16 protein-coding genes and 1 tRNA gene are annotated in these 16977 nt (G+C 63.5%); 9 read left to right on the plus strand and 8 right to left on the minus strand.

Annotated elements, in window-relative coordinates; translation table 11 throughout:
- Positions 1 to 27: 27 nt before the first annotated feature.
- Both NHF53_RS06025 and NHF53_RS06030 read right to left on the minus strand, forming a co-directional pair.
- Positions 28 to 1137 carry a pyridoxal phosphate-dependent aminotransferase gene (locus tag NHF53_RS06025; RefSeq protein WP_252833499.1) on the minus strand — a complete coding sequence of 370 codons (1110 nt, stop codon included), beginning with the start codon at positions 1135 to 1137 and terminating at the stop codon, positions 28 to 30.
- Positions 1138 to 1222: 85 nt separating this feature from the next.
- Positions 1223 to 1606 carry a PilZ domain-containing protein gene (locus NHF53_RS06030; RefSeq protein WP_252833500.1) on the minus strand — a complete coding sequence of 128 codons (384 nt, stop codon included), beginning with the start codon at positions 1604 to 1606 and terminating at the stop codon, positions 1223 to 1225.
- A gap of 325 nt (positions 1607 to 1931) precedes the next feature.
- On the opposite strand from NHF53_RS06030, the gene NHF53_RS06035 reads away from it, so the two are divergent.
- Positions 1932 to 2384, plus strand: coding sequence for a host attachment protein (locus NHF53_RS06035; protein WP_114361902.1), 453 nt, complete (start codon positions 1932 to 1934; stop codon positions 2382 to 2384).
- A 78-nt stretch (positions 2385 to 2462) separates the two neighbouring features.
- Here the strand turns inward: NHF53_RS06035 and NHF53_RS06040 are convergent, their stop codons facing one another.
- Positions 2463 to 2810: a hypothetical protein gene (locus tag NHF53_RS06040; RefSeq protein ID WP_114361903.1), complete on the minus strand. Its 348-nt coding sequence runs from the start codon at positions 2808 to 2810 to the stop codon at positions 2463 to 2465.
- Between the two features lie 301 nt (positions 2811 to 3111).
- On the opposite strand from NHF53_RS06040, the gene NHF53_RS06045 reads away from it, so the two are divergent.
- The 4 genes from NHF53_RS06045 to fabF all read left to right on the plus strand — a co-directional run bounded on the left by NHF53_RS06045 (position 3112) and on the right by fabF (position 6846).
- Positions 3112 to 3552, plus strand: coding sequence for a glyoxalase superfamily protein (locus NHF53_RS06045; protein ID WP_252833501.1), 441 nt, complete (start codon positions 3112 to 3114; stop codon positions 3550 to 3552).
- A gap of 84 nt (positions 3553 to 3636) precedes the next feature.
- Positions 3637 to 5004, plus strand: a complete 1368-nt coding sequence (locus tag NHF53_RS06050) for an MATE family efflux transporter (protein ID WP_252833502.1) — start codon at positions 3637 to 3639, stop codon at positions 5002 to 5004.
- A 61-nt stretch (positions 5005 to 5065) separates the two neighbouring features.
- Entirely contained in the window at positions 5066 to 5485 is a 420-nt protein-coding gene (locus tag NHF53_RS06055; protein ID WP_252833503.1) for a MarR family winged helix-turn-helix transcriptional regulator, read from the plus strand.
- 92 nt (positions 5486 to 5577) lie between these two features.
- Positions 5578 to 6846 carry a beta-ketoacyl-ACP synthase II gene (fabF, locus tag NHF53_RS06060; RefSeq protein WP_252833504.1) on the plus strand — a complete coding sequence of 423 codons (1269 nt, stop codon included), beginning with the start codon at positions 5578 to 5580 and terminating at the stop codon, positions 6844 to 6846.
- Positions 6847 to 6913: 67 nt separating this feature from the next.
- Here fabF and NHF53_RS06065 read toward each other — a convergent pair whose 3' ends face one another.
- Both NHF53_RS06065 and NHF53_RS06070 read right to left on the minus strand, forming a co-directional pair.
- Positions 6914 to 8137 (minus strand): acyl-CoA dehydrogenase, encoded by a 1224-nt coding sequence (locus tag NHF53_RS06065; protein ID WP_252833505.1) that lies wholly within the window; start codon positions 8135 to 8137, stop codon positions 6914 to 6916.
- Positions 8138 to 8360: 223 nt separating this feature from the next.
- Positions 8361 to 9395 carry a calcium-binding protein gene (locus NHF53_RS06070; RefSeq protein ID WP_252833506.1) on the minus strand — a complete coding sequence of 345 codons (1035 nt, stop codon included), beginning with the start codon at positions 9393 to 9395 and terminating at the stop codon, positions 8361 to 8363.
- Between the two features lie 199 nt (positions 9396 to 9594).
- Here NHF53_RS06070 and NHF53_RS06075 point away from each other — a divergent pair, with 199 nt between their 5' ends.
- Together NHF53_RS06075 and NHF53_RS06080 are read left to right on the plus strand one after the other, a co-directional pair.
- The gene (locus NHF53_RS06075) at positions 9595 to 10812 is read left to right on the plus strand and encodes an FAD-dependent oxidoreductase (RefSeq protein WP_252833507.1); all 1218 of its coding nucleotides are present in this window, start codon (positions 9595 to 9597) and stop codon (positions 10810 to 10812) included.
- Positions 10813 to 10821: 9 nt separating this feature from the next.
- Positions 10822 to 11631, plus strand: a complete 810-nt coding sequence (locus NHF53_RS06080) for an aldolase/citrate lyase family protein (protein WP_252833508.1) — start codon at positions 10822 to 10824, stop codon at positions 11629 to 11631.
- Between the two features lie 155 nt (positions 11632 to 11786).
- Here NHF53_RS06080 and NHF53_RS06085 read toward each other — a convergent pair whose 3' ends face one another.
- Positions 11787 to 12626 carry a site-specific integrase gene (locus tag NHF53_RS06085; protein ID WP_252834923.1) on the minus strand — a complete coding sequence of 280 codons (840 nt, stop codon included), beginning with the start codon at positions 12624 to 12626 and terminating at the stop codon, positions 11787 to 11789.
- Positions 12627 to 13001: 375 nt separating this feature from the next.
- Positions 13002 to 14054, minus strand: coding sequence for a porin (locus NHF53_RS06090; protein ID WP_252833509.1), 1053 nt, complete (start codon positions 14052 to 14054; stop codon positions 13002 to 13004).
- A 588-nt stretch (positions 14055 to 14642) separates the two neighbouring features.
- On the opposite strand from NHF53_RS06090, the gene NHF53_RS06095 reads away from it, so the two are divergent.
- Positions 14643 to 14733, plus strand: a tRNA-Ser gene (locus NHF53_RS06095).
- A gap of 264 nt (positions 14734 to 14997) precedes the next feature.
- On the plus strand, positions 14998 to 15984 hold the full coding sequence (locus NHF53_RS06100) for a porin (protein WP_252833510.1): 987 nt from the start codon (positions 14998 to 15000) through the stop codon (positions 15982 to 15984).
- A 102-nt stretch (positions 15985 to 16086) separates the two neighbouring features.
- Here NHF53_RS06100 and NHF53_RS06105 read toward each other — a convergent pair whose 3' ends face one another.
- Positions 16087 to 16974 carry an alpha/beta fold hydrolase gene (locus NHF53_RS06105; RefSeq protein ID WP_252833511.1) on the minus strand — a complete coding sequence of 296 codons (888 nt, stop codon included), beginning with the start codon at positions 16972 to 16974 and terminating at the stop codon, positions 16087 to 16089.
- Positions 16975 to 16977 lie beyond the last annotated feature (3 nt).

The raw sequence follows: 16977 nt of genomic DNA on the forward strand, positions 1-16977 counted from the left end.
TCGTTTCTCCGGGAAAGCCTCGGCCGCTCAGAGCGTCTTCAGCACCTTCGGCAGGCTTTCCTCGAAGAGATCGAGGTCGGCGGCAAGGCCGGCGCTGACGCGGATACAGCGGTTGAGCGGCGCCACGCCCGGCATGCGGATGAAGATGCCGTGCTCCATCAGCCCGTCGACGATGGCACGCGCGCGGATGCCGTCGCCGCCGCAGTCGATCGCGACGAAGTTCGTCGCCGACGGCAGCGGATCGAGCCCGTTCGCCCGCGCGATCGCGCTGATGCGATCGCGGGCGGCGGAGATGCGGCCGAGCACCTCGGCGAGATAGGTCTGGTCGGCGAGTGCGGCGAGCGCCGCTTCGGTCGACAGCCGCGCCATGCCGAAATGATTGCGAATCTTGTCGAAGGCCGAAACGGTGCCGGGCGTGCCGATCGCATAGCCGACACGGGCGCCGGCAAGCCCGTAGGCCTTCGAGAAGGTGCGGGTGCGGATGACGTTCGGCAGGTCGATGAGGTCGGAGATCGGAGGTGTGGAACCGGCGGGCGCGGTCTCGCAGTAGGCTTCGTCCAGCACCAGCAGGGTGGTTTCCGGCAGCGCGCGGGCAAAGGCGGTGATGCTCGCCGCATCCCACCAGCTCCCCATCGGATTGTCGGGATTGGCGAAATAGACGAGCGGCGCATTCTCCCGCTTGACCGCCGCGAGAAGTCCGTCGATATCCTCGCGGTCGTCGACATAAGGCACTGTGACCAGCCGGCCACCGAAACCGTTGACGTGGAAGTTGAAGGTCGGATAGCCGCCGAGCGAGGTGACGACCGGCATGCCGGGCTCGATGACGAGCCGCACGATCAGCCCGAGCAGGCTGTCGACACCTTCGCCGACCGCGATGTTCGCCGATGCCGTGCCGAGATGGGTGGCGAGTGCCGCCTTCAGGGCGTGGTTTTCGGGGTCGTTGTATTTCCAGATTTCTCCGGATCTGGCGGCAATGGCCGCAAGCACCGAGGGTGCCGGGCCGAAGCCGCTTTCATTGGCGCCGATGCGCGCGAGCACAGGCCGCCCGCGCTGGCGCTCGATGGCTTCCGGGCCGACGAAGGGAACGGTGGAGGGCAGGGCGCTGATCAGCGGCGTGAAGCGCGAGAAGGCGGTCATTCTGCAAATTTCCCGGCGAGTTGCGAAACGCCGGTACAATAGAAACAACGGCGGCGGACGCAAGGCCGGATTGCCGGCCTTCGGTTCACCGGCGCTGTGCCCGTTCCATTTTCTCGCCGATCATGAAATCGGCGCGGACGATCCGGTGCAGCATGTTTTCCGGCAACGCCATGATGAACCTCACGCCAACCCGGCTGCCGTTGCGGTAGACCTCGGCGCAGCCGATGCGCTCGGAAATCCCGGGTACCTGCAGGTAATAGTGTTCCGGCAGGCCGATCGTGGTCGAGACATGGATGCCTGCACCGCCCTGCGAGATGTCGACGATCTCGCAGTGACGCATGGTGATGCCGGAAAGGCCGCGGTTCACCGCGACGATGCGGGCCGGGCGCTTCACGTAGAAGCGTTCCCATCGCCGTTCGTACATTTCCGATTGCACCTTCGCCAGATGCGTCGCGCGCAGCATGCTCACGTTCCCAAACCCCCGAAAGATGGCGCCTTTTGTCGAGGCTGCAGCAAAACCGTTGTCTTGCCGTCAACGGAATCCATCGCTTTTTAGCGAAATGACATTTTGCCGGGTTTCCGGGGTGCGGGACGTCGCACAGAGCGTTATAATTTGATCACAATCAATGTTGCGAGGTTCCGACTGGCCTAGCTTTCGAAAGAACGGACACCCTTGTCGCCGCGTGCGGGAGGGCGATACCGGGGCAGGTATATTCGCGCTTGCTTGAACAGGCCGGACGAGATGCCTACAATCACGAAAAGGGGCGAACGGCCCCGCAACCAAGGAGGCAGACATGAGCGGGATCGTAATTGGTCGGAAAGCCTGGGTGGTCGTATGCGACGGCGGCAAGGCGCTGTTCCTGCGCAATGACGGGGATGCCGATCTCGTCAACCTGACGGTCGCCGATCACATGGGCCAGCATGTCGAGGCGACCCGGGATCTCGGCGTCGACCAGCCGGGCCGCGCCTTCTCCTCGGCGGGAGCGAGGCGCAGCAGCATGGGGGAAACCGACTGGCACGACCAGGCCGAGACGGAGTTCCTGAAGGATATCGCCGCAAAGGTCTCCGAGTTGGTAGAGGCACATGAGATCACGGCGCTCATCCTTGTCGCGCCGCCGAGGGCGCTCGGCGTTCTGCGCGACGCACTCGACGGGCTGCCGGAGGGTGTCATCCGCGCCGAGGTGGCCAAGGACATGGTGAAGGAGACGGTTCCGGAGATCGAGAAGCACCTCGCGTCACTTGCGTGACCGCGCGCGAGAAGACAAGAAAAAGAACGCCTCCGGTCTTGCGGCCGGAGGCGTCTTCGTTTGCGGGCGCAGGCGTTTCTAGAGTTCGAACGAGAGCCGCACCACGTGGTGCAGGAACTCCGGATCGATCAGCATGTTGAAGCCGACGGTCACCTTCTCTTCCTCACGGCGGATGAAGGTGCATCCGATCTCGTCGTGAATGCCGAGGATTTCAAGGAAGAAGTGGTTGGGCAGCATCACGTGCGGGCTGAGCTCGACCTCGGCGCCGTAGAGCGAGATCGTCCTGACGAGGCAGCGCAGCGAGTTCTTGGTGCTCAGATGACGGCCGACGAAGATGATCTTGCCGGGCCGGTCGACCGAGTATTTCTCGTAGACCTGGTCCTGCGGAATCTCTCTTTTGGCGTCCGGTGCGATCCTCAGAGGCATTTCACCCTCCCTGAATTGACGTCGTGCCATCAATCTAGCGAAAGATTACTGACGTTTTCTCAACGCCGCCGCTCAATTTTTCCCGCTTCGGGGCGGTCGCCCGTGTCCGTCCCCGCGGCGCTCCTTGACAGACCGGCGCCGGCACCCCATTAAAAGGGCCGGTTGAGGCGCCGGCCGCTCGCGGGTGAAAACCTTTGGTGAAGTCCTCCCTCGTTCATGGAAAGCCCATCACGTGCATGCGTCATGGGGCAATGCGAGCCCCCTGTTCAAGATACGCGTGCCACGGAAGAAGGAGGCTGCCATGAGCATGGCCCATCTGACCATTGACGATTTGAAATCCCAGGCCCGCCGGTTGCGCGAGGCGATGTCCGCGGCGGGAACTCCGCTCACCCACAGCGCCGCGCTCGAACTCGTTGCGAAGAGCCACGGCGCGCGCGACTGGAACACGCTGTCCGCAATCGCCGCCAGGACCGACAACGTCCCGGCACCGCCGGCCACCGTCGGCGCGGTCGTGACCGGCGAGTATCTCGGCCAGCGATTCCGCGCCAAGGTGCTCGCGATGCGCAAGCTCTCGAACAGCGACTACCACGCGATCACGCTGCATTTCGACGAACCGGTCGACATCGTGACCTTCGACAGCTTCTCGGCGTTTCGCCAGCGCGTCAGCGGCACGATCGACGGGCGAGGGGTCTCTCCCCAGCGCACCTCGAACGGCCGTCCGCACATCGTGCTCGACGCTTAGCGCCGGTCGGTTCCCCCATCCAGTTCAAAGACGCGGTCCGGAACGGCTTCATTGCCGGTCCGGCGCCCGTCGTCAGGATTCGTCATGACATCTCAATCTCTCGGAAATCCCTATCTCGCCGGAAGCATTCCCCGGCTCTTCCTGCGCACGGCGATGCCGATCGTGGCCATCATGCTTTTGAATGGCCTCTACGTCATCGTCGATGCCTGGTTCCTCGGCGCCTATGTGGGTGCTGCGGCACTCTCCGCGGTCACGCTTCTCTTTCCCGCGCTGATGGCCATGCTGGCATTGCAGGCGCTCGTCGCCTCCGGCATGGCGAGCATTCTCGCCCGGCGCCTCGGTGCGGGAGAAGCGGCGGGTGCCCTGTCTGTTGTCGCCTCGGCTCGCCGGCTGGCACTCGCGATAGCAACCCTTCTCAACCTCTTCTATTGGACCGTCGGCCGGGATCTCATCTCTGTCGCGGCCGGCGGCGACGGCGAGGTGGCGATGCTCGCCGTGGCCTTCATGGCGGTCGCCGTGGTGGCTCAGCCCGTGGCCATGTTCCTCGCCGTCGAGATCGACCGGCTGCGTTGCGAGGGGAGGATCGCAACCATGACCCGCATCACGGTCGCCGCAGCACTCCTCAACATTCTCCTCAACTGGCTGATGATCGCGGTGCTCGGTCTGGGAGCGGCGGGCTCGGCGCTGAGTTCCGCCACCGCGCAGGCGGCATGCCTCGCCGCCGTCCTCACATGGCGCAGGCGTCACGCGGCAGGCGAGGCGATGGAGAGCGGACGGCCGAGCCTCGGTGACATGCGCGGCATTCTCGCCCTCGGTGCGCCGGCAAGTCTCGGCTTTCTCGGCATTTCGCTCGCCTCGGCGGCGATCATCGTCAATCTCGCGCGGTGGCAGACGGTGCACTACGTCGAGACGGTGGCCGCCTACGGCATCGTGACCCGCATCCTCTCCTTCGCCTACCTGCCGCTGATGGGGCTGGGGCTCGCCTTCCAGACGATCTGCGGCAACAATCTCGGCGCCGGAGAGCGTCGGCGGGTGGCCGAGAGCCTCGCGATCGCTGTCGTCTCGGCCTTTTTCTACTGCCTCTCCGTCGAAGCGCCCATCGTGCTGGCCGCCGGGCCGATCGGCCGGGCGTTTTCCGGTGACGCGCTGGTGGCGGCCGAGTTTGTCCGGATCATCCCGTGGATGCTCGCGGTCTATGTCCTGTTCGGCCCGGTGATGATGCTCGGCGCCTATTTCCAGGCGATCGGCGATGCGGGGCGGGCGGCCCTGTTCGGACTGGCGCGGCCGTATCTGCTCTCGATTCCGCTCACCTTCCTCCTGCCGTTCTTCTTCGGCGAGGCGGGAATCTGGCGGGTCGCGCTTTTTGCGGAGACGGGCATGCTGGCGCTGACGGCGTTGGTGATGATGCACGGCCGGCGCCGCGGCCTGCCTTACGGCCTGCTGCCGCGCTGAGCGGCGGCGGTCCCGGCGTAAGGCATTGACACGGCGCGCGAAGTCACCACAAGGTTTGCCCATGCCGATGTCCGAAGAACTCGCCGACTGCCTCGTCCTCAATACGGTTTCCGCAGCGCGCTCTCTGCTGCGCCGCTATGATGCCAGGCTGAAGCCCTTCGGCGTCACGGTGCAGCAGTTTTCGCTTCTCGGGGCAATCCGCTCCCACCCGGAGGAGCCCGTGGCCTCGCTGGCACAGCGCATCTCGCTCGACCGCACCAGCCTGACCCGCAATCTGGACCTCCTCGAACGCAAGGGGCTCGTGCGCCGTGTCCCCGGCGCTTCCGGCAATGCCAGGTTCTGTAGGCTGACGGAGGAGGGCGACGCATTGCTCGACCAGCTCGTCGTCGCGTGGCGCGACGCCCAGCCCGGCCTCCTGACCGGCCTTACCGCCGACGAGATCGCCACCTATCTCAAGGTCGCCCGCCATCTGGCACGATGAGGCTTCGGTCCGGTCGGCAAGTTGTTGCTTGTATAGTGCATATACACAGTGTAAATGCACGGGCGCAGGATGCTACAAGCAGGAGATCGCGGATGCATGAACCAATCGTCATAACCGGCCTCGGTGCCGTCTCGCCCCTGGGCGCCGGCGTCGATGCCACCTGGAGCCGGTTGCTTGCCGGCGAGAGCGGCATTCGCACCAATACGCGCTTCGACACCGAAGGCTGGAAATGCAGGATTGCCGGCCTGGTGCCGAGCCATACGGACGACCCGCACGGCTTCGATCCCGAGGCGGCGATGGACCCGCGGGAACTCCGGCGGACCGACCTTTTCATTCATTATGCCATGGCGGCGGCGAAGGAGGCGCTGGACCAGGCCGGCTGGCATCCGGACGACCCGGCGGACGGCATGCGCACGGCGACCATCATCGGCACCGGCGTCGGCGGCGTGCCTGCGATCACCGCGGCGACGGAACTGATCCGCACCTCCGGCACGCGGCGCCTTTCCCCCTTCGTCGTTCCCTCCTTCCTGCCCAATCTCGCGACCGGGCAGGTCTCCATCCGCTTCGGCTTTCACGGTCCGTCAGGGGCTCCGGTTACGGCCTGCGCCGCCTCCGCGCAGGCGATCGGCGATGCCATGCGCCTGATCCGCAGCGGCGAGGCCGACATCGCACTCTGCGGCGGCACGGAAGCCTGCGTGGACCCGGTCGCGATCGGCGGCTTCACCGCGGCAAAGGCGCTCTCCTTCGGCTTCAACGACGAACCGCATCGCGCCTCCCGCCCGTTCGATGCGCATCATGACGGCTTCGTCCTTTCCGAGGGTGCGGCCATGCTGGTGATCGAGCGGCTCGGCCATGCCGAGGCGCGCGGCGCCCGTCCGCTGGCGGTGTTGTCCGGTTACGGCACCACCACCGACGCCCATCACGTCACGGCGGGCTGGCCCGATGGGCGCGAGGCGGCCCGGGCGATGGAGCTGGCGCTGGCCGCGGCAGGGCTTGCACCGGAGGAGATCGGCTACGTCAATGCGCACGCAACATCGACGCCGGTTGGTGACGCGGCGGAGCTGGCGGCCCTGGAAAAGGTCTTCGGCCCACGTGGCGGCGGCGTCGCCGTCAGTTCGACCAAATCGGCGACGGGGCACATGCTCGGAGCGGCCGGCGCGATCGAGGCCGTCTTCTCGATCCTCGCAATCCGCGACGGCCTGCTGCCGGCGGGCCTCAATATCGAGGAGCCGGCGCCCGAGGCGGAAGGTTTCAACCTGCTGAGCGGCAAGGCGTCGCCGGTTCGGGTCGACCATGTCCTGTCGAACGCCTTCGGCTTCGGCGGGGTGAATGCCGCCCTGGTGTTCAGCCGCTTCGCATGACGCTCAAAGAAGAAGCCGTGCCGGTCGCCCGGCACGGCTTCTCCTGGGTCGGGAATGGCGCCGAGGCTTACTGGAACGCCTGCAGGCCGGTCTGGGCGCGGCCGAGGATCAGCGCATGGATGTCGTGCGTGCCCTCATAGGTGTTGACGGCTTCCAGGTTCATGACGTGGCGGATGATGCCGTATTCGTCGGAAACGCCGTTGCCGCCGTGCATGTCGCGGGCGACGCGGGCAATGTCGAGCGCCTTGCCGCAATTGTTGCGCTTCATCATCGAGATGAGTTCGGCGGGTGCGCGATGCTCGTCGAAGAGGCGTCCGAGGCGCAGAACGCCCTGAAGCCCGAGGGCGATCTCGGTCTCCATGTCGGCGAGCTTCTTCTGGACGAGCTGGGTGGCGGCGAGCGGCTTGCCGAACTGCTTGCGGTCGAGCGTATACTGCCGCGCGGCATGCCAGCAGAATTCGGCGGCGCCCAGCGCACCCCAGGCGATGCCGTAGCGGGCGCGGTTGAGGCAGCCGAACGGGCCTGCGAGACCCGCGACGTGCGGCAGCAGGTTTTCGTCGGGAACGAAGACCTCGTCCATCTGGATCATGCCGGTGACGGAGGCGCGCAGCGAGAACTTGCCCTCGATCTTCGGCGTCTCGAAGCCCTTCATCCCGCGTTCGAGGATGAAGCCCTTGATCTTGCCGTCATGCGCGTCGGACTTCGCCCAGACCACCGCGACATCGGCGATCGGCGAATTGGTGATCCAGTTCTTCGCGCCGGAGACGAGATAGCCGCCGTCGACCTTCTTCGCGCGGGTGATCATCGAGCCCGGATCGGAGCCGTGGTCGGGTTCGGTGAGGCCGAAGCAACCGACCCACTCGCCGCTTGCGAGCTTCGGCAGGTACTTGGCGCGCTGTTCGTCGGTGCCGTAGGCGAAGATCGGGTGCATGACGAGCGAAGACTGCACCGACATGGCGGAGCGATAACCCGAATCGACGCGCTCGACCTCGCGGGCGACGAGCCCGTAGGAGACGTAATTGGCGCCGACGCCGCCGAATTCTTCCGGAATGGTCGGACCGAGGAGACCCAGTTCCCCCATCTCGGTCATGATCTCGCGATGGAAGATCTCGTGGCGGTTGGCCTCGGTCACCCGGCTCGCGAGCCTGTCCTGGCAGTACGCGCGGGCGGTGTCGCGGATCATGCGCTCTTCGTCGGTCAACTGCTCCTCGAGGAGGAAGGGGTCGTCCCAGACGAAGGCGGCCATCTTGGCGCGTGCCTGTTCCGGAGTTGCTGGATGGTGGTCTGTCATTTCGCCGTCCCTGCATGAATTCAACGGATTTTGGCCTATTGCTATATCACCTTTCATGGAAGGAAAAGCCTTAAATTTGCGGCGATTAGCCAAAATCGTTTGAATTTTACGAGCGCATGATGTCATTCCGTGACGGAATGAGTTATGTCAATCCCTTGAGATGAAACGAAAAAGGCCCGACACCTCTCGCGAGGTGCCGGGCCTTCGCTTCATCCCTGGTGGATCAGAGATAGAAATCGCTCGCATACATGCGGGTCAATCCGGAGACCCCGACCTGGAAGTCGGCGACGCCGTCCCCGTTCACGTCGCCGGAGAGCACGCCGCCGGAGAACCGCAATTCGCCCTCGGTGTGGCTGAAGGCGGCCGTGCCGATGAAGTCGAAGGTCTGATTGCCGGTGTGGTGGGTGTCGGCGTCGATCGAGCGCAGGTCGATCTTGTCGCCCTCGCTGCGATGGAAGTCGCTGACGACGTCGCGATAGGCGCCGACGCGGGTGTCGGTGATCTTGGTGAAATGGAAGGTGTCGGCGCCGGTGCCGCCGGTCATGACATCGTAGCCGGCATCCCCGTAGATCCGGTCGTTGCCCGAACCGCCGTAGATGCGGTCATTGCCGTTGCCACCCAGCAGGATGTCGTTGCCGCCGTAGCCGTTCAGAAGGTCGTTGCCGTTGTCGCCCCAGAGCGTGTTGGCGACGCTCGAGCCGAGGATCGTGTCGGCATAACCGGTGCCGACGGCGTTCTCGATGCTGATCAGCGTTTCGCGCTCGGAGCCGGTGGCGGTGGCATAGCCGTTGCCGAGATCGATCTTGATGCCGTAGCCCCTGAGGTCGGCGTCTCCGTCCTGGATCTTGTAGCTGATCAGGTCGGTACCGGTGCCGCCGTGGAAGGTGTTCGCCCAGCCGACCGAGTAGAAGCGGTCGTTGCCGGCCTCGCCATTATAGATGCTCTGGTAGGTGTAGACCTGGATGGCGTCATTGCCGTCGCCGGCGTTCACCTGGTCGACGTAATCCGCCGCAGTCGAGAAGCCAGTGCCGAGATAGACGTCGTCGCCCGCGCCGAGATAGATGCGGTTGCCGCCCTCGAAGGTGTTCTCGACGCGGTCGTTGCCGCTACCGGCGTTCACATAATTGAAGCCGCCATAGTTGCCGCCCAGGTTCAGGTAGATCCGGTCGTTGCCGCCATAGGCGTAGATGTTCACGTATGGGTAGCCGTCCTGATAGATGACGTCGTTGTAGCTCGTGCCGTAGATGTTGGTTGCCATCGGGATACCTCCTGGATGCAGGCTTGGCAGGGATAGTCGCCCCGCATGGCTGAATGCAGGCTGAACGGCGGAATTGTCGTGGCACGGCCGCTGCTTGCTTGACGGCCCTGCGGCTTTGGCGGTACCCCTTGAAACCATTCCTTCTGCCGGTGCGCCGGCGACCTTCCATGCCATTTTTCGGATTTTGCAGGAGAGCAACGTGACGGGCAGACTGGTCATCGTCGGGGCAGGTCAGGCGGGATTTGCAGTCGCCGCCAAGCTCCGGAGCCTGAAGGACATGCGGCCGATCACCATTCTCGGCGCGGAGGACTGCCTTCCCTACCAGCGCCCGCCGCTTTCCAAGAAATACCTGCTCGGCGAGATGACTTTCGACAGGCTGCTGTTCCGTCCCGAAAACTGGTTCGCCGAGAACGCGGTCGAGATCCGGTTGTCGACGCCGGTCGAGGAGATCGTCCGCGACGAGAAGGTCGTGCGTCTCTTCGACGGTACTGCGATCCCCTACGAGACGCTGGTGCTGGCGACCGGCGCGACGCCGCGACGGCTGCCGGCGGCGATCGGCGGCGATCTCGACGGCGTCTATACCGTTCGCGACCGCAAGGATGCGGACAGGATGGCCGGAGAGATGAAAGAGGGGCGCCGGCTTCTCATCATCGGCGGCGGCTATATCGGCCTCGAGGCGGCGGCCGTCGCCCGCAAGCTCGGCGTCGAGGTCACGCTGATCGAAATGGCCGACCGCATCCTGCAGCGCGTCGCCGCGAAGGAGACAGCGGACGCCATGCGCGCCATCCACCGGAAGAACGGCGTCGACATCCGCGAAAAGACCGGCCTCGTTCGCCTGATTGGTGACGCGGGCAGGGTCAAGGGCGCCGAGCTCTCCGATGGATCGGTGCTCGACGTCGATTTCGTGATCGTCGGCATCGGTGTGACACCAAACGACCGGCTGGCCGTCGATGCCGGTCTCGATACGGCTGGCGGCATCGTCGTCGATGCGTTCGCCCGCACCTCCGATCCGTCGATCTATGCGGCGGGCGACTGTACCGTCTTCACCTGGAAGGGTGCGCCGGTGCGGCTCGAATCGGTCCAGAACGCCGTCGACCAGGCGGAGGCCGCGGCCGCCGTCATCGCCGGCGGCTCCGATCCCTATGATCCGAAGCCGTGGTTCTGGTCCGACCAGTACGACGTCAAGCTGCAGATCGCCGGCTTCAATATGGGCTATGACGAAACCGTGGTGCGGCCCGGTGCCCGCGAGGAGAGCCTCTCCGTCTGGTATTATAAAGAGAAACAGTTGATCGCCGTCGACGCGATCAACGACGCCAAGGCCTATGTGACCGGCAAGAAGCTGCTGGAACTCGGCCGAAACGCCGAAAAGGCGGCGGTCGCCGACCCCGCCTTCGATCTCAAGACGCTGCTTTCCTGAGGGGAACCGATGGCTGTCCGTGAAAACCTGTTCAAGAGAGCAATCCGCGAAGGCCGGCCGCAGATCGGCCTCTGGCTCGACATGGCCGATGCGCTTGCCGCCGAGATCGCCGGTCACGCTGGCTTCGACTGGCTGGTGATCGACGGGGAGCACGGCCCGAACGATCTGCGCAGCATTCTCGCCCAGCTTCAGGCGCTCTCGTCATCCTCCGCCGAGCCGGTGGTGCGCGCGCCGGTCGGTGAAACCTGGATGATCAAGCAGTTGCTCGACATCGGGGCGCGGACCTTGCTGATCCCGATGGTCGATTCGGCCGAACAGGCGCGGGAACTGGTGCGCGCCGTCCGCTATCCGCCGCATGGCGTGCGCGGCGTCGGGGCGGCCGTTGCCCGCGCCTCGGCCTTCAACACCATTCCCGACTATGCCGACACGGCCTCCGACGGCATCTGTCTTCTCGTCCAGGCGGAAAGCCGGGCGGCGATTGCGGATCTTGAAAACATCGCCGCCGTGGACGGGGTCGACGGCGTCTTCATCGGGCCGGCCGATCTCGCCGCCGACATGGGCTTCCTCGGCCGGATGGATGCGCCGGAGGTGCAGTCGGTGATCGAAAGCGCAATCGCCACCATCGTGAAGGCCGGCAAGGCCGCCGGCATCCTGACCTTCAGCGAGGAGCTCAACCGCCGCTATATCACGCTCGGCGCGAGCTATGTCGCCGTTGGGGCCGACGTCACCGAGTTCTCCGGCGCGCTGCGCAGCTTGCGGTCGCGCTATCGCGACGGCGAGGGGGCGAACACCGCCACTTCCTCGCGTCCGGGTTACTGACGCAGCGAACGAAGGCCGCGACAGGAAAGCCGGACGGCGAGGAGCCGCAATCTCATGCATCTTTGCGGTGCACTTTTCGGGATATCTGCGAGTTTGGAAAGAAGGTGTGCCGTCGCGGTCTGAGGACGACGCTGCGGAAGGGATTTCCGCAGCGATTACTTGCCGGAAGCCGCACGCTCCAGGATCGGGACGCACATGTCGAGGTCATGCGAGGCGAGGTGCGCATAGCGCATGGTCATCTGCAGGGTCTGGTGGCCGAGCCACATCTGGACGCGGCGAATGTCGATGCCGCCCTGCACGAGGCGCGAGGCGCAGGTGTGGCGCAGAATGTGCGGAACGACGTCCTTGTCGTCGCCGAGACCGATCACGTCCTTCGCCTGATGCCAGGCAATTCGGAAGCGTTGCTGGTCGATGTCGCTGAAGGGGCCCGGCTTGCGCTTGTCCGAGGCGGCGATCGCCTTCGCGGCGCGATGGGTGAGGGGGACCGAGCGGCTGCGCCCGGACTTGGTGACCCAGAAGGTGACGCGGCTTTCGGTGATGTCGCCCCAGCGCAGGTCGAGGCCCTCGCTCAGGCGCGCACCGGTATCGACCAGGAAGATGCAGAAGCGGTGGTAGAGTTCGGAATGCGACCGGATTTCGTTGAACAGCGCGATCTCTTCCTCTCCGTCGAGGAAACGGATGCGTCCGGCCTTTTCCTTCTGCCGCTTGAACTCCGGCAGACTGTGTATGTCGCCCATCTTGTACGCCTTTCGCAGTAGTTTGCTTAAGGCCGCCATCTTGCGGTTGATGGTGGCATTGCTGTTACCGCGCTTGCGCAACTTACCAATCAGTTGGTCGAGCATTTCCTGGGAGAAGGAGGAGAAGCTCGGATTATCCAGAAGATCGTGAAGCTCACTAATGAAATTGGTGACATTGTATTTATGGCTGCCGTTGAGCCAGAGGAGGTCGCCATACTTGCCGAACATGGCTCGCAGCGAGGTCTCCTTCACCTCCATCGGCGTATTGAGGCGATACTGGTAGTGAACAAGATAGGACGGCAGCTCGACCTGCTGATCGAAATCCAGTGTCTTCGTCTCCGCCTTGCTCACGCTCAAATTCCTCAAAACGCAAAAAACCTTCGTCCCGCAAAAGTGCGGGCTCATAAAGTTATGCCTAAAATTTATCTTCAACAACCATGCAAATGCGCGGGGTACTCATTCCATGCCAATGCAGACTGTGGACTTATCCAGACCTCCTTCTCTCTTTCAAATATGATCTCTGATGCCGAAACCGCTGTGAACAAAGGAAAGATCTTCAAACCCGACGCCTCCCACGACCGGGAAAGATCCGGCTCGAAAGCCGGACCTCAATTTCACGTGATCGCTTGACGATCAGAACGAACGCTGCAGGCGGAAGAAGCCGTCCCAAACGCCATCTACGCCGGCAGCATTGCTGTCACCGTACTGAACCGAAACCTTGGCAGCGAGGCCGGAAGCAATTGCGTAGTCGAGGGTTACGCCAGCCTTCCAGGCATCATCACCCCCGAAGTCGTTGAGGCTGACCATGCCGGTGTTCCACCAGTACTGGAAGCCGGGCGTCAGGGTCAGCTTGTCGGTGAGCTTGGCAGCATACGAAGCGGCGACTGTCCATTCCGCGAGGTCGTAATAGGCATTCCCGCCCGACGACCAGATGGCGGCGAGGCCGAGGGTGCCAGGACCGACTTCAGCTTCGACGATGCCACGGATGGCACCGTTTTCGGCTGCGAAGTCATAGCCGCCGAGCAGGTAGGCGGTAACCGGACCGAAGGTGGCCGAAACCTGGCCTTCGATGCCGACGCCGTTGGTGCCGCTGTAATCAACCGGCCAGCCGGGGATGTCAAAGCCGCCATAGGTGTCGGAGAGTTCATCGACGAAGACGCCGACCTTGAAGGCGTCGGCAGCGTATTCGTAGCCGATCGAGTTGATCAGGTTCGAGCCGAGATCGTCGGTTTCACCGTTGAGACCGCTATCCCAGTAGTTGTACATGTAGCCGACCTTGAAGCCGCCGACCGTGATGTAGGCCTCGTCGAGTTCAAAGGCGGAGTTGCTGTAGTCTTCGTTACCCCAGGACTTGAACGCGAAGTAGGAACCGATCGTGCCAATTTCGGAGTCGTTCTTGGCCTCGATCGCGAGATAGCCACGGGTGCGGGCATCCATCGTGAACTCGTCGGTGCCGGCAGGAACGTTCGGGTCATTTTGCCAGTCGAGCTGAGCACGGACGTAGCCGCTGATCTTGAGGCAGGTTTCGGTGCCGGGGATGTAGAAGTAGCCGGTGCCGAAAGCGTCGCAAACGCGAACGTATTCCATCGGCTCGGGCTCGGCAGCAACGATAGCGTCGGCAGCCTGAGCGCCGGAAACTACTGCGAGAGCAGCAGCGGAGCCGAGAAGAAGGCTCTTGATGTTCATATTGACCTCCAGTCAAGTTTCGTATGGGTCTGGGTTCTTTGGCTGAAGGACAGCATTCCCTGCCCCATCCCCGTCGGTTTCAGAAGACGGACGATCCACCGCCTCGCTTCCGAGATTGAAAATACAAAACGCGACCGGTCATGCAATCACCAAACAGCCGAAAGGAAGATATCGCACCCCCCTTCCCAACAGGCTGTTGCCGAAAGGACACAAACCGACCCTCCGAGCCGCGCGCTTCTTTACCGTTTATTAAGAAAGTCCTTTCGTATGCGGCACTTAGCGATGCGCTTCGGGGAAGAGCTACCGCCGCCGATTGTCATGATTCTGCGGTTTTCCGCCGAAGAGAAAGAGGCTTTCCGGACTGGAAGCATGCCGATCGGGCGGCAGGGCTGTGCCAACTTGGCACGCCGACACGCCGGATCGGGGAGCAAAATCGGCTTTCGGTGGGATTTCGCGCCGAATCGTCCTGGCGCTCGGCCGGCCGATTCTCCGCTGGAGCAGCTCGCGACGATCGAAGCCTGCGGAAAATGTGAAATCCGGCGAAAAGGCCTTGCAATCGGACCCTTATGCAAATAATCAAGCCGCACCGGAGAGGTGGCCGAGTGGTCGAAGGCGCTCCCCTGCTAAGGGAGTATACGTCAAAAGCGTATCGAGGGTTCGAATCCCTTCCTCTCCGCCACTTTTGTCTGCATCGACGCCATCGCCCGACGACCACAGGCACACACTCCATCCCTACTGTTCTTCTTTGACCGAGGCGCCAGCGGAGCACTGTCTCGAGCGCTGTTGCGCCCACGCATTTCACGCGCCAGGCGTCATCGAAAACTGTGCCGAACAACATGTCTTCTTCTGACAGCGAATTTGTCACCTCATCTAACATATTGAATAATAATATTTTTACGCATGATTGATGTCGATCTCCCCTTAAAATTGACTGGAGGTCAATATGAACATCAAGAGCCTTCTTCTCGGCTCCGCTGCTGCTCTCGCAGTAGTTTCCGGCGCTCAGGCTGCCGACGCTATCGTTGCTGCCGAGCCCGAGCCGATGGAATACGTTCGCGTTTGCGACGCTTTCGGCACCGGCTACTTCTACATCCCCGGCACCGAAACCTGCCTCAAGATCAGCGGTTCGGTTCGCGCCCAGCTCAACTGGTCGTACGACAACAACACCAACACCAGCGACTGGAACGCCAAGTCGCGCGGCCTCGTTCAGTTCGACGCCAAGAACGACTCGGAAATCGGCACGATCGGTTCGACCATCGTTCTCTACGCTTGGGGTGACGAAGACGGTCAGACCGGCACCTTCGTTCTCGACGAAGCTTCCATCACCGTCGGCGGCTTCAAGGTCGGTTACTTCTACAACTACTGGGATAACGGCCTCGCCGGCGAAACCGACGAGCTCGGTTCGAACCTGATCAACTCGATCGGTTACGAATACGCTGCCGACGCCTTCAAGGTCGGCGTCTTCGTTGACGAACTGCACGCTTCGGCCGGCAACAACGACGGCGTCGGCATCGAAGGCCAGGTTTCGGCCACCTTCGGTCCGGTTACGGCTTACCTGCTCGGCGGCTATGACTTCGCCAACAGCGAAGGTGCTGTCCGCGGTATCGTAGAAGCCGAAGTCGGCCCGGGCACGCTCGGCTTTGCCGCGATCTACTCGAGCGGTTACAACCAGTACTACGGTGCTTCCGAGTGGACCGTTGCTGCTTCGTACGCTGCCAAGCTCACCGACAAGCTGACCCTGACCCCCGGTGTTCAGTACTGGTGGAACACCAACTTCGCCAACTACGACACCTGGAAGGCCGGCGTAGCCCTCGACTACGCAATCGCTTCCGGCCTCGCTGCCAAGGTTTCGGTTCAGTACAAGGACACCGACCGGGCTGGCGACGACGGCGCATGGGGTGGTTACTTCCGCCTGCAGCGTTCGTTCTAATAGGATCACCTGATCTTATAGGGAAAGCCCGGCCTTCGCGCCGGGCTTTTTCGTTTTGAAACAAGGGGTTCCATGTCCGCTCTTCGAGCGGACGATGGCGAACTAGCCGATGCTTTCGACGACAAAGCGATGGATGCTTCGGGGTAAGTCGCCGAGATGCAGGAGCGGTGCATGCCCCTGACCGCTCGCCGTCGACCGTCGCAGGGCAGGGTGGCGCCGCGCCATCTGCCTGACCGTCTCTTCGGACAGAAGCGTCGAATGCTCGCCGCGGATCGCCATCAGCGGCAAGTCGGCGAAGGCCTCGAACTGTGGCCAGAGATCCGGCAACGGAGCGCTGAAATCCGCAGCGACCGTCGCTTCGGCGATCGCCGGATCGCAGTCCGCCTCGATCATCCCGTTCTGCTCCCGATAGATGGCGCGTGCCATCTCCTGCCAGTCGTCCCCGGAAAGGGCCGGGAAATGCGGTCCGTGGACGGCCTGCAGATGGTCAGCCGCCTGCGTGAAGTTCGAAAGCTGGGTGTTTCGGCCGAGATAGGCCTGTATGTGCCGCAGTCCCTCCGCCTCGATGACCGGGCCGATATCGTTCAGGACCGCAGCCGCAATGAGATCGGGTCTGAGGGCGGCGAGGATATGGAGGATGAGGCCGCCGCGCGAGGTGCCGATGAAGGCGGCGCGGGCGATGCCGAGCGTCTCGCAGACGGCGATCACGTCGCCGGCTTCGACCGGAACCGTGTAGCGGCTCGCATCTGGATCGCGATCGGATGCCCCGCGGCCGCGCGAATCGATCGTCACGACCTTGAAGGGGCGCGCGGGATGGTCCGCCAGCCACTGGGCGAGCGGCGCGAAGTCGCGACCGTTGCGGGTGAGCCCGGCGAGGCAGACGACGGGCGTTCCGCCGATCTCCTCTCCGAAGACGCGGCCGCGCAGCGTCAGCCCGTCGGGAACCGTTACCTCGAACGCTGCGAAATCCTCGGTTCCGTCCGCCGCCATGCC

The organism is Ciceribacter sp. RN22 (assembly GCF_024054295.1).
Classification (GTDB): Bacteria; Pseudomonadota; Alphaproteobacteria; order Rhizobiales; family Rhizobiaceae; genus Allorhizobium; species Allorhizobium lividum.

Excerpts from the sequence above, each read along its gene's own strand:
- NHF53_RS06025 (WP_252833499.1), bottom strand. The coding sequence starts at position 1,137 with ATGACCGCCTTCTCGCGCTTCACGCCGCTGATCAGCGCCCTGCCCTCC.
- NHF53_RS06035 (WP_114361902.1), top strand. The coding sequence starts at position 1,932 with ATGAGCGGGATCGTAATTGGTCGGAAAGCCTGGGTGGTCGTATGCGAC.
- NHF53_RS06040 (WP_114361903.1), bottom strand. The coding sequence starts at position 2,810 with ATGCCTCTGAGGATCGCACCGGACGCCAAAAGAGAGATTCCGCAGGAC.
- NHF53_RS06045 (WP_252833501.1), top strand. The coding sequence starts at position 3,112 with ATGAGCATGGCCCATCTGACCATTGACGATTTGAAATCCCAGGCCCGC.
- NHF53_RS06050 (WP_252833502.1), top strand. The coding sequence starts at position 3,637 with ATGACATCTCAATCTCTCGGAAATCCCTATCTCGCCGGAAGCATTCCC.
- NHF53_RS06055 (WP_252833503.1), top strand. The coding sequence starts at position 5,066 with ATGCCGATGTCCGAAGAACTCGCCGACTGCCTCGTCCTCAATACGGTT.
- fabF (WP_252833504.1), top strand. The coding sequence starts at position 5,578 with ATGCATGAACCAATCGTCATAACCGGCCTCGGTGCCGTCTCGCCCCTG.
- NHF53_RS06065 (WP_252833505.1), bottom strand. The coding sequence starts at position 8,137 with ATGACAGACCACCATCCAGCAACTCCGGAACAGGCACGCGCCAAGATG.
- NHF53_RS06070 (WP_252833506.1), bottom strand. The coding sequence starts at position 9,395 with ATGGCAACCAACATCTACGGCACGAGCTACAACGACGTCATCTATCAG.
- NHF53_RS06080 (WP_252833508.1), top strand. The coding sequence starts at position 10,822 with ATGGCTGTCCGTGAAAACCTGTTCAAGAGAGCAATCCGCGAAGGCCGG.
- NHF53_RS06085 (WP_252834923.1), bottom strand. The coding sequence starts at position 12,626 with ATGGAGGTGAAGGAGACCTCGCTGCGAGCCATGTTCGGCAAGTATGGC.
- NHF53_RS06090 (WP_252833509.1), bottom strand. The coding sequence starts at position 14,054 with ATGAACATCAAGAGCCTTCTTCTCGGCTCCGCTGCTGCTCTCGCAGTA.
- NHF53_RS06100 (WP_252833510.1), top strand. The coding sequence starts at position 14,998 with ATGAACATCAAGAGCCTTCTTCTCGGCTCCGCTGCTGCTCTCGCAGTA.
- NHF53_RS06105 (WP_252833511.1), bottom strand. The coding sequence starts at position 16,974 with ATGGCGGCGGACGGAACCGAGGATTTCGCAGCGTTCGAGGTAACGGTT.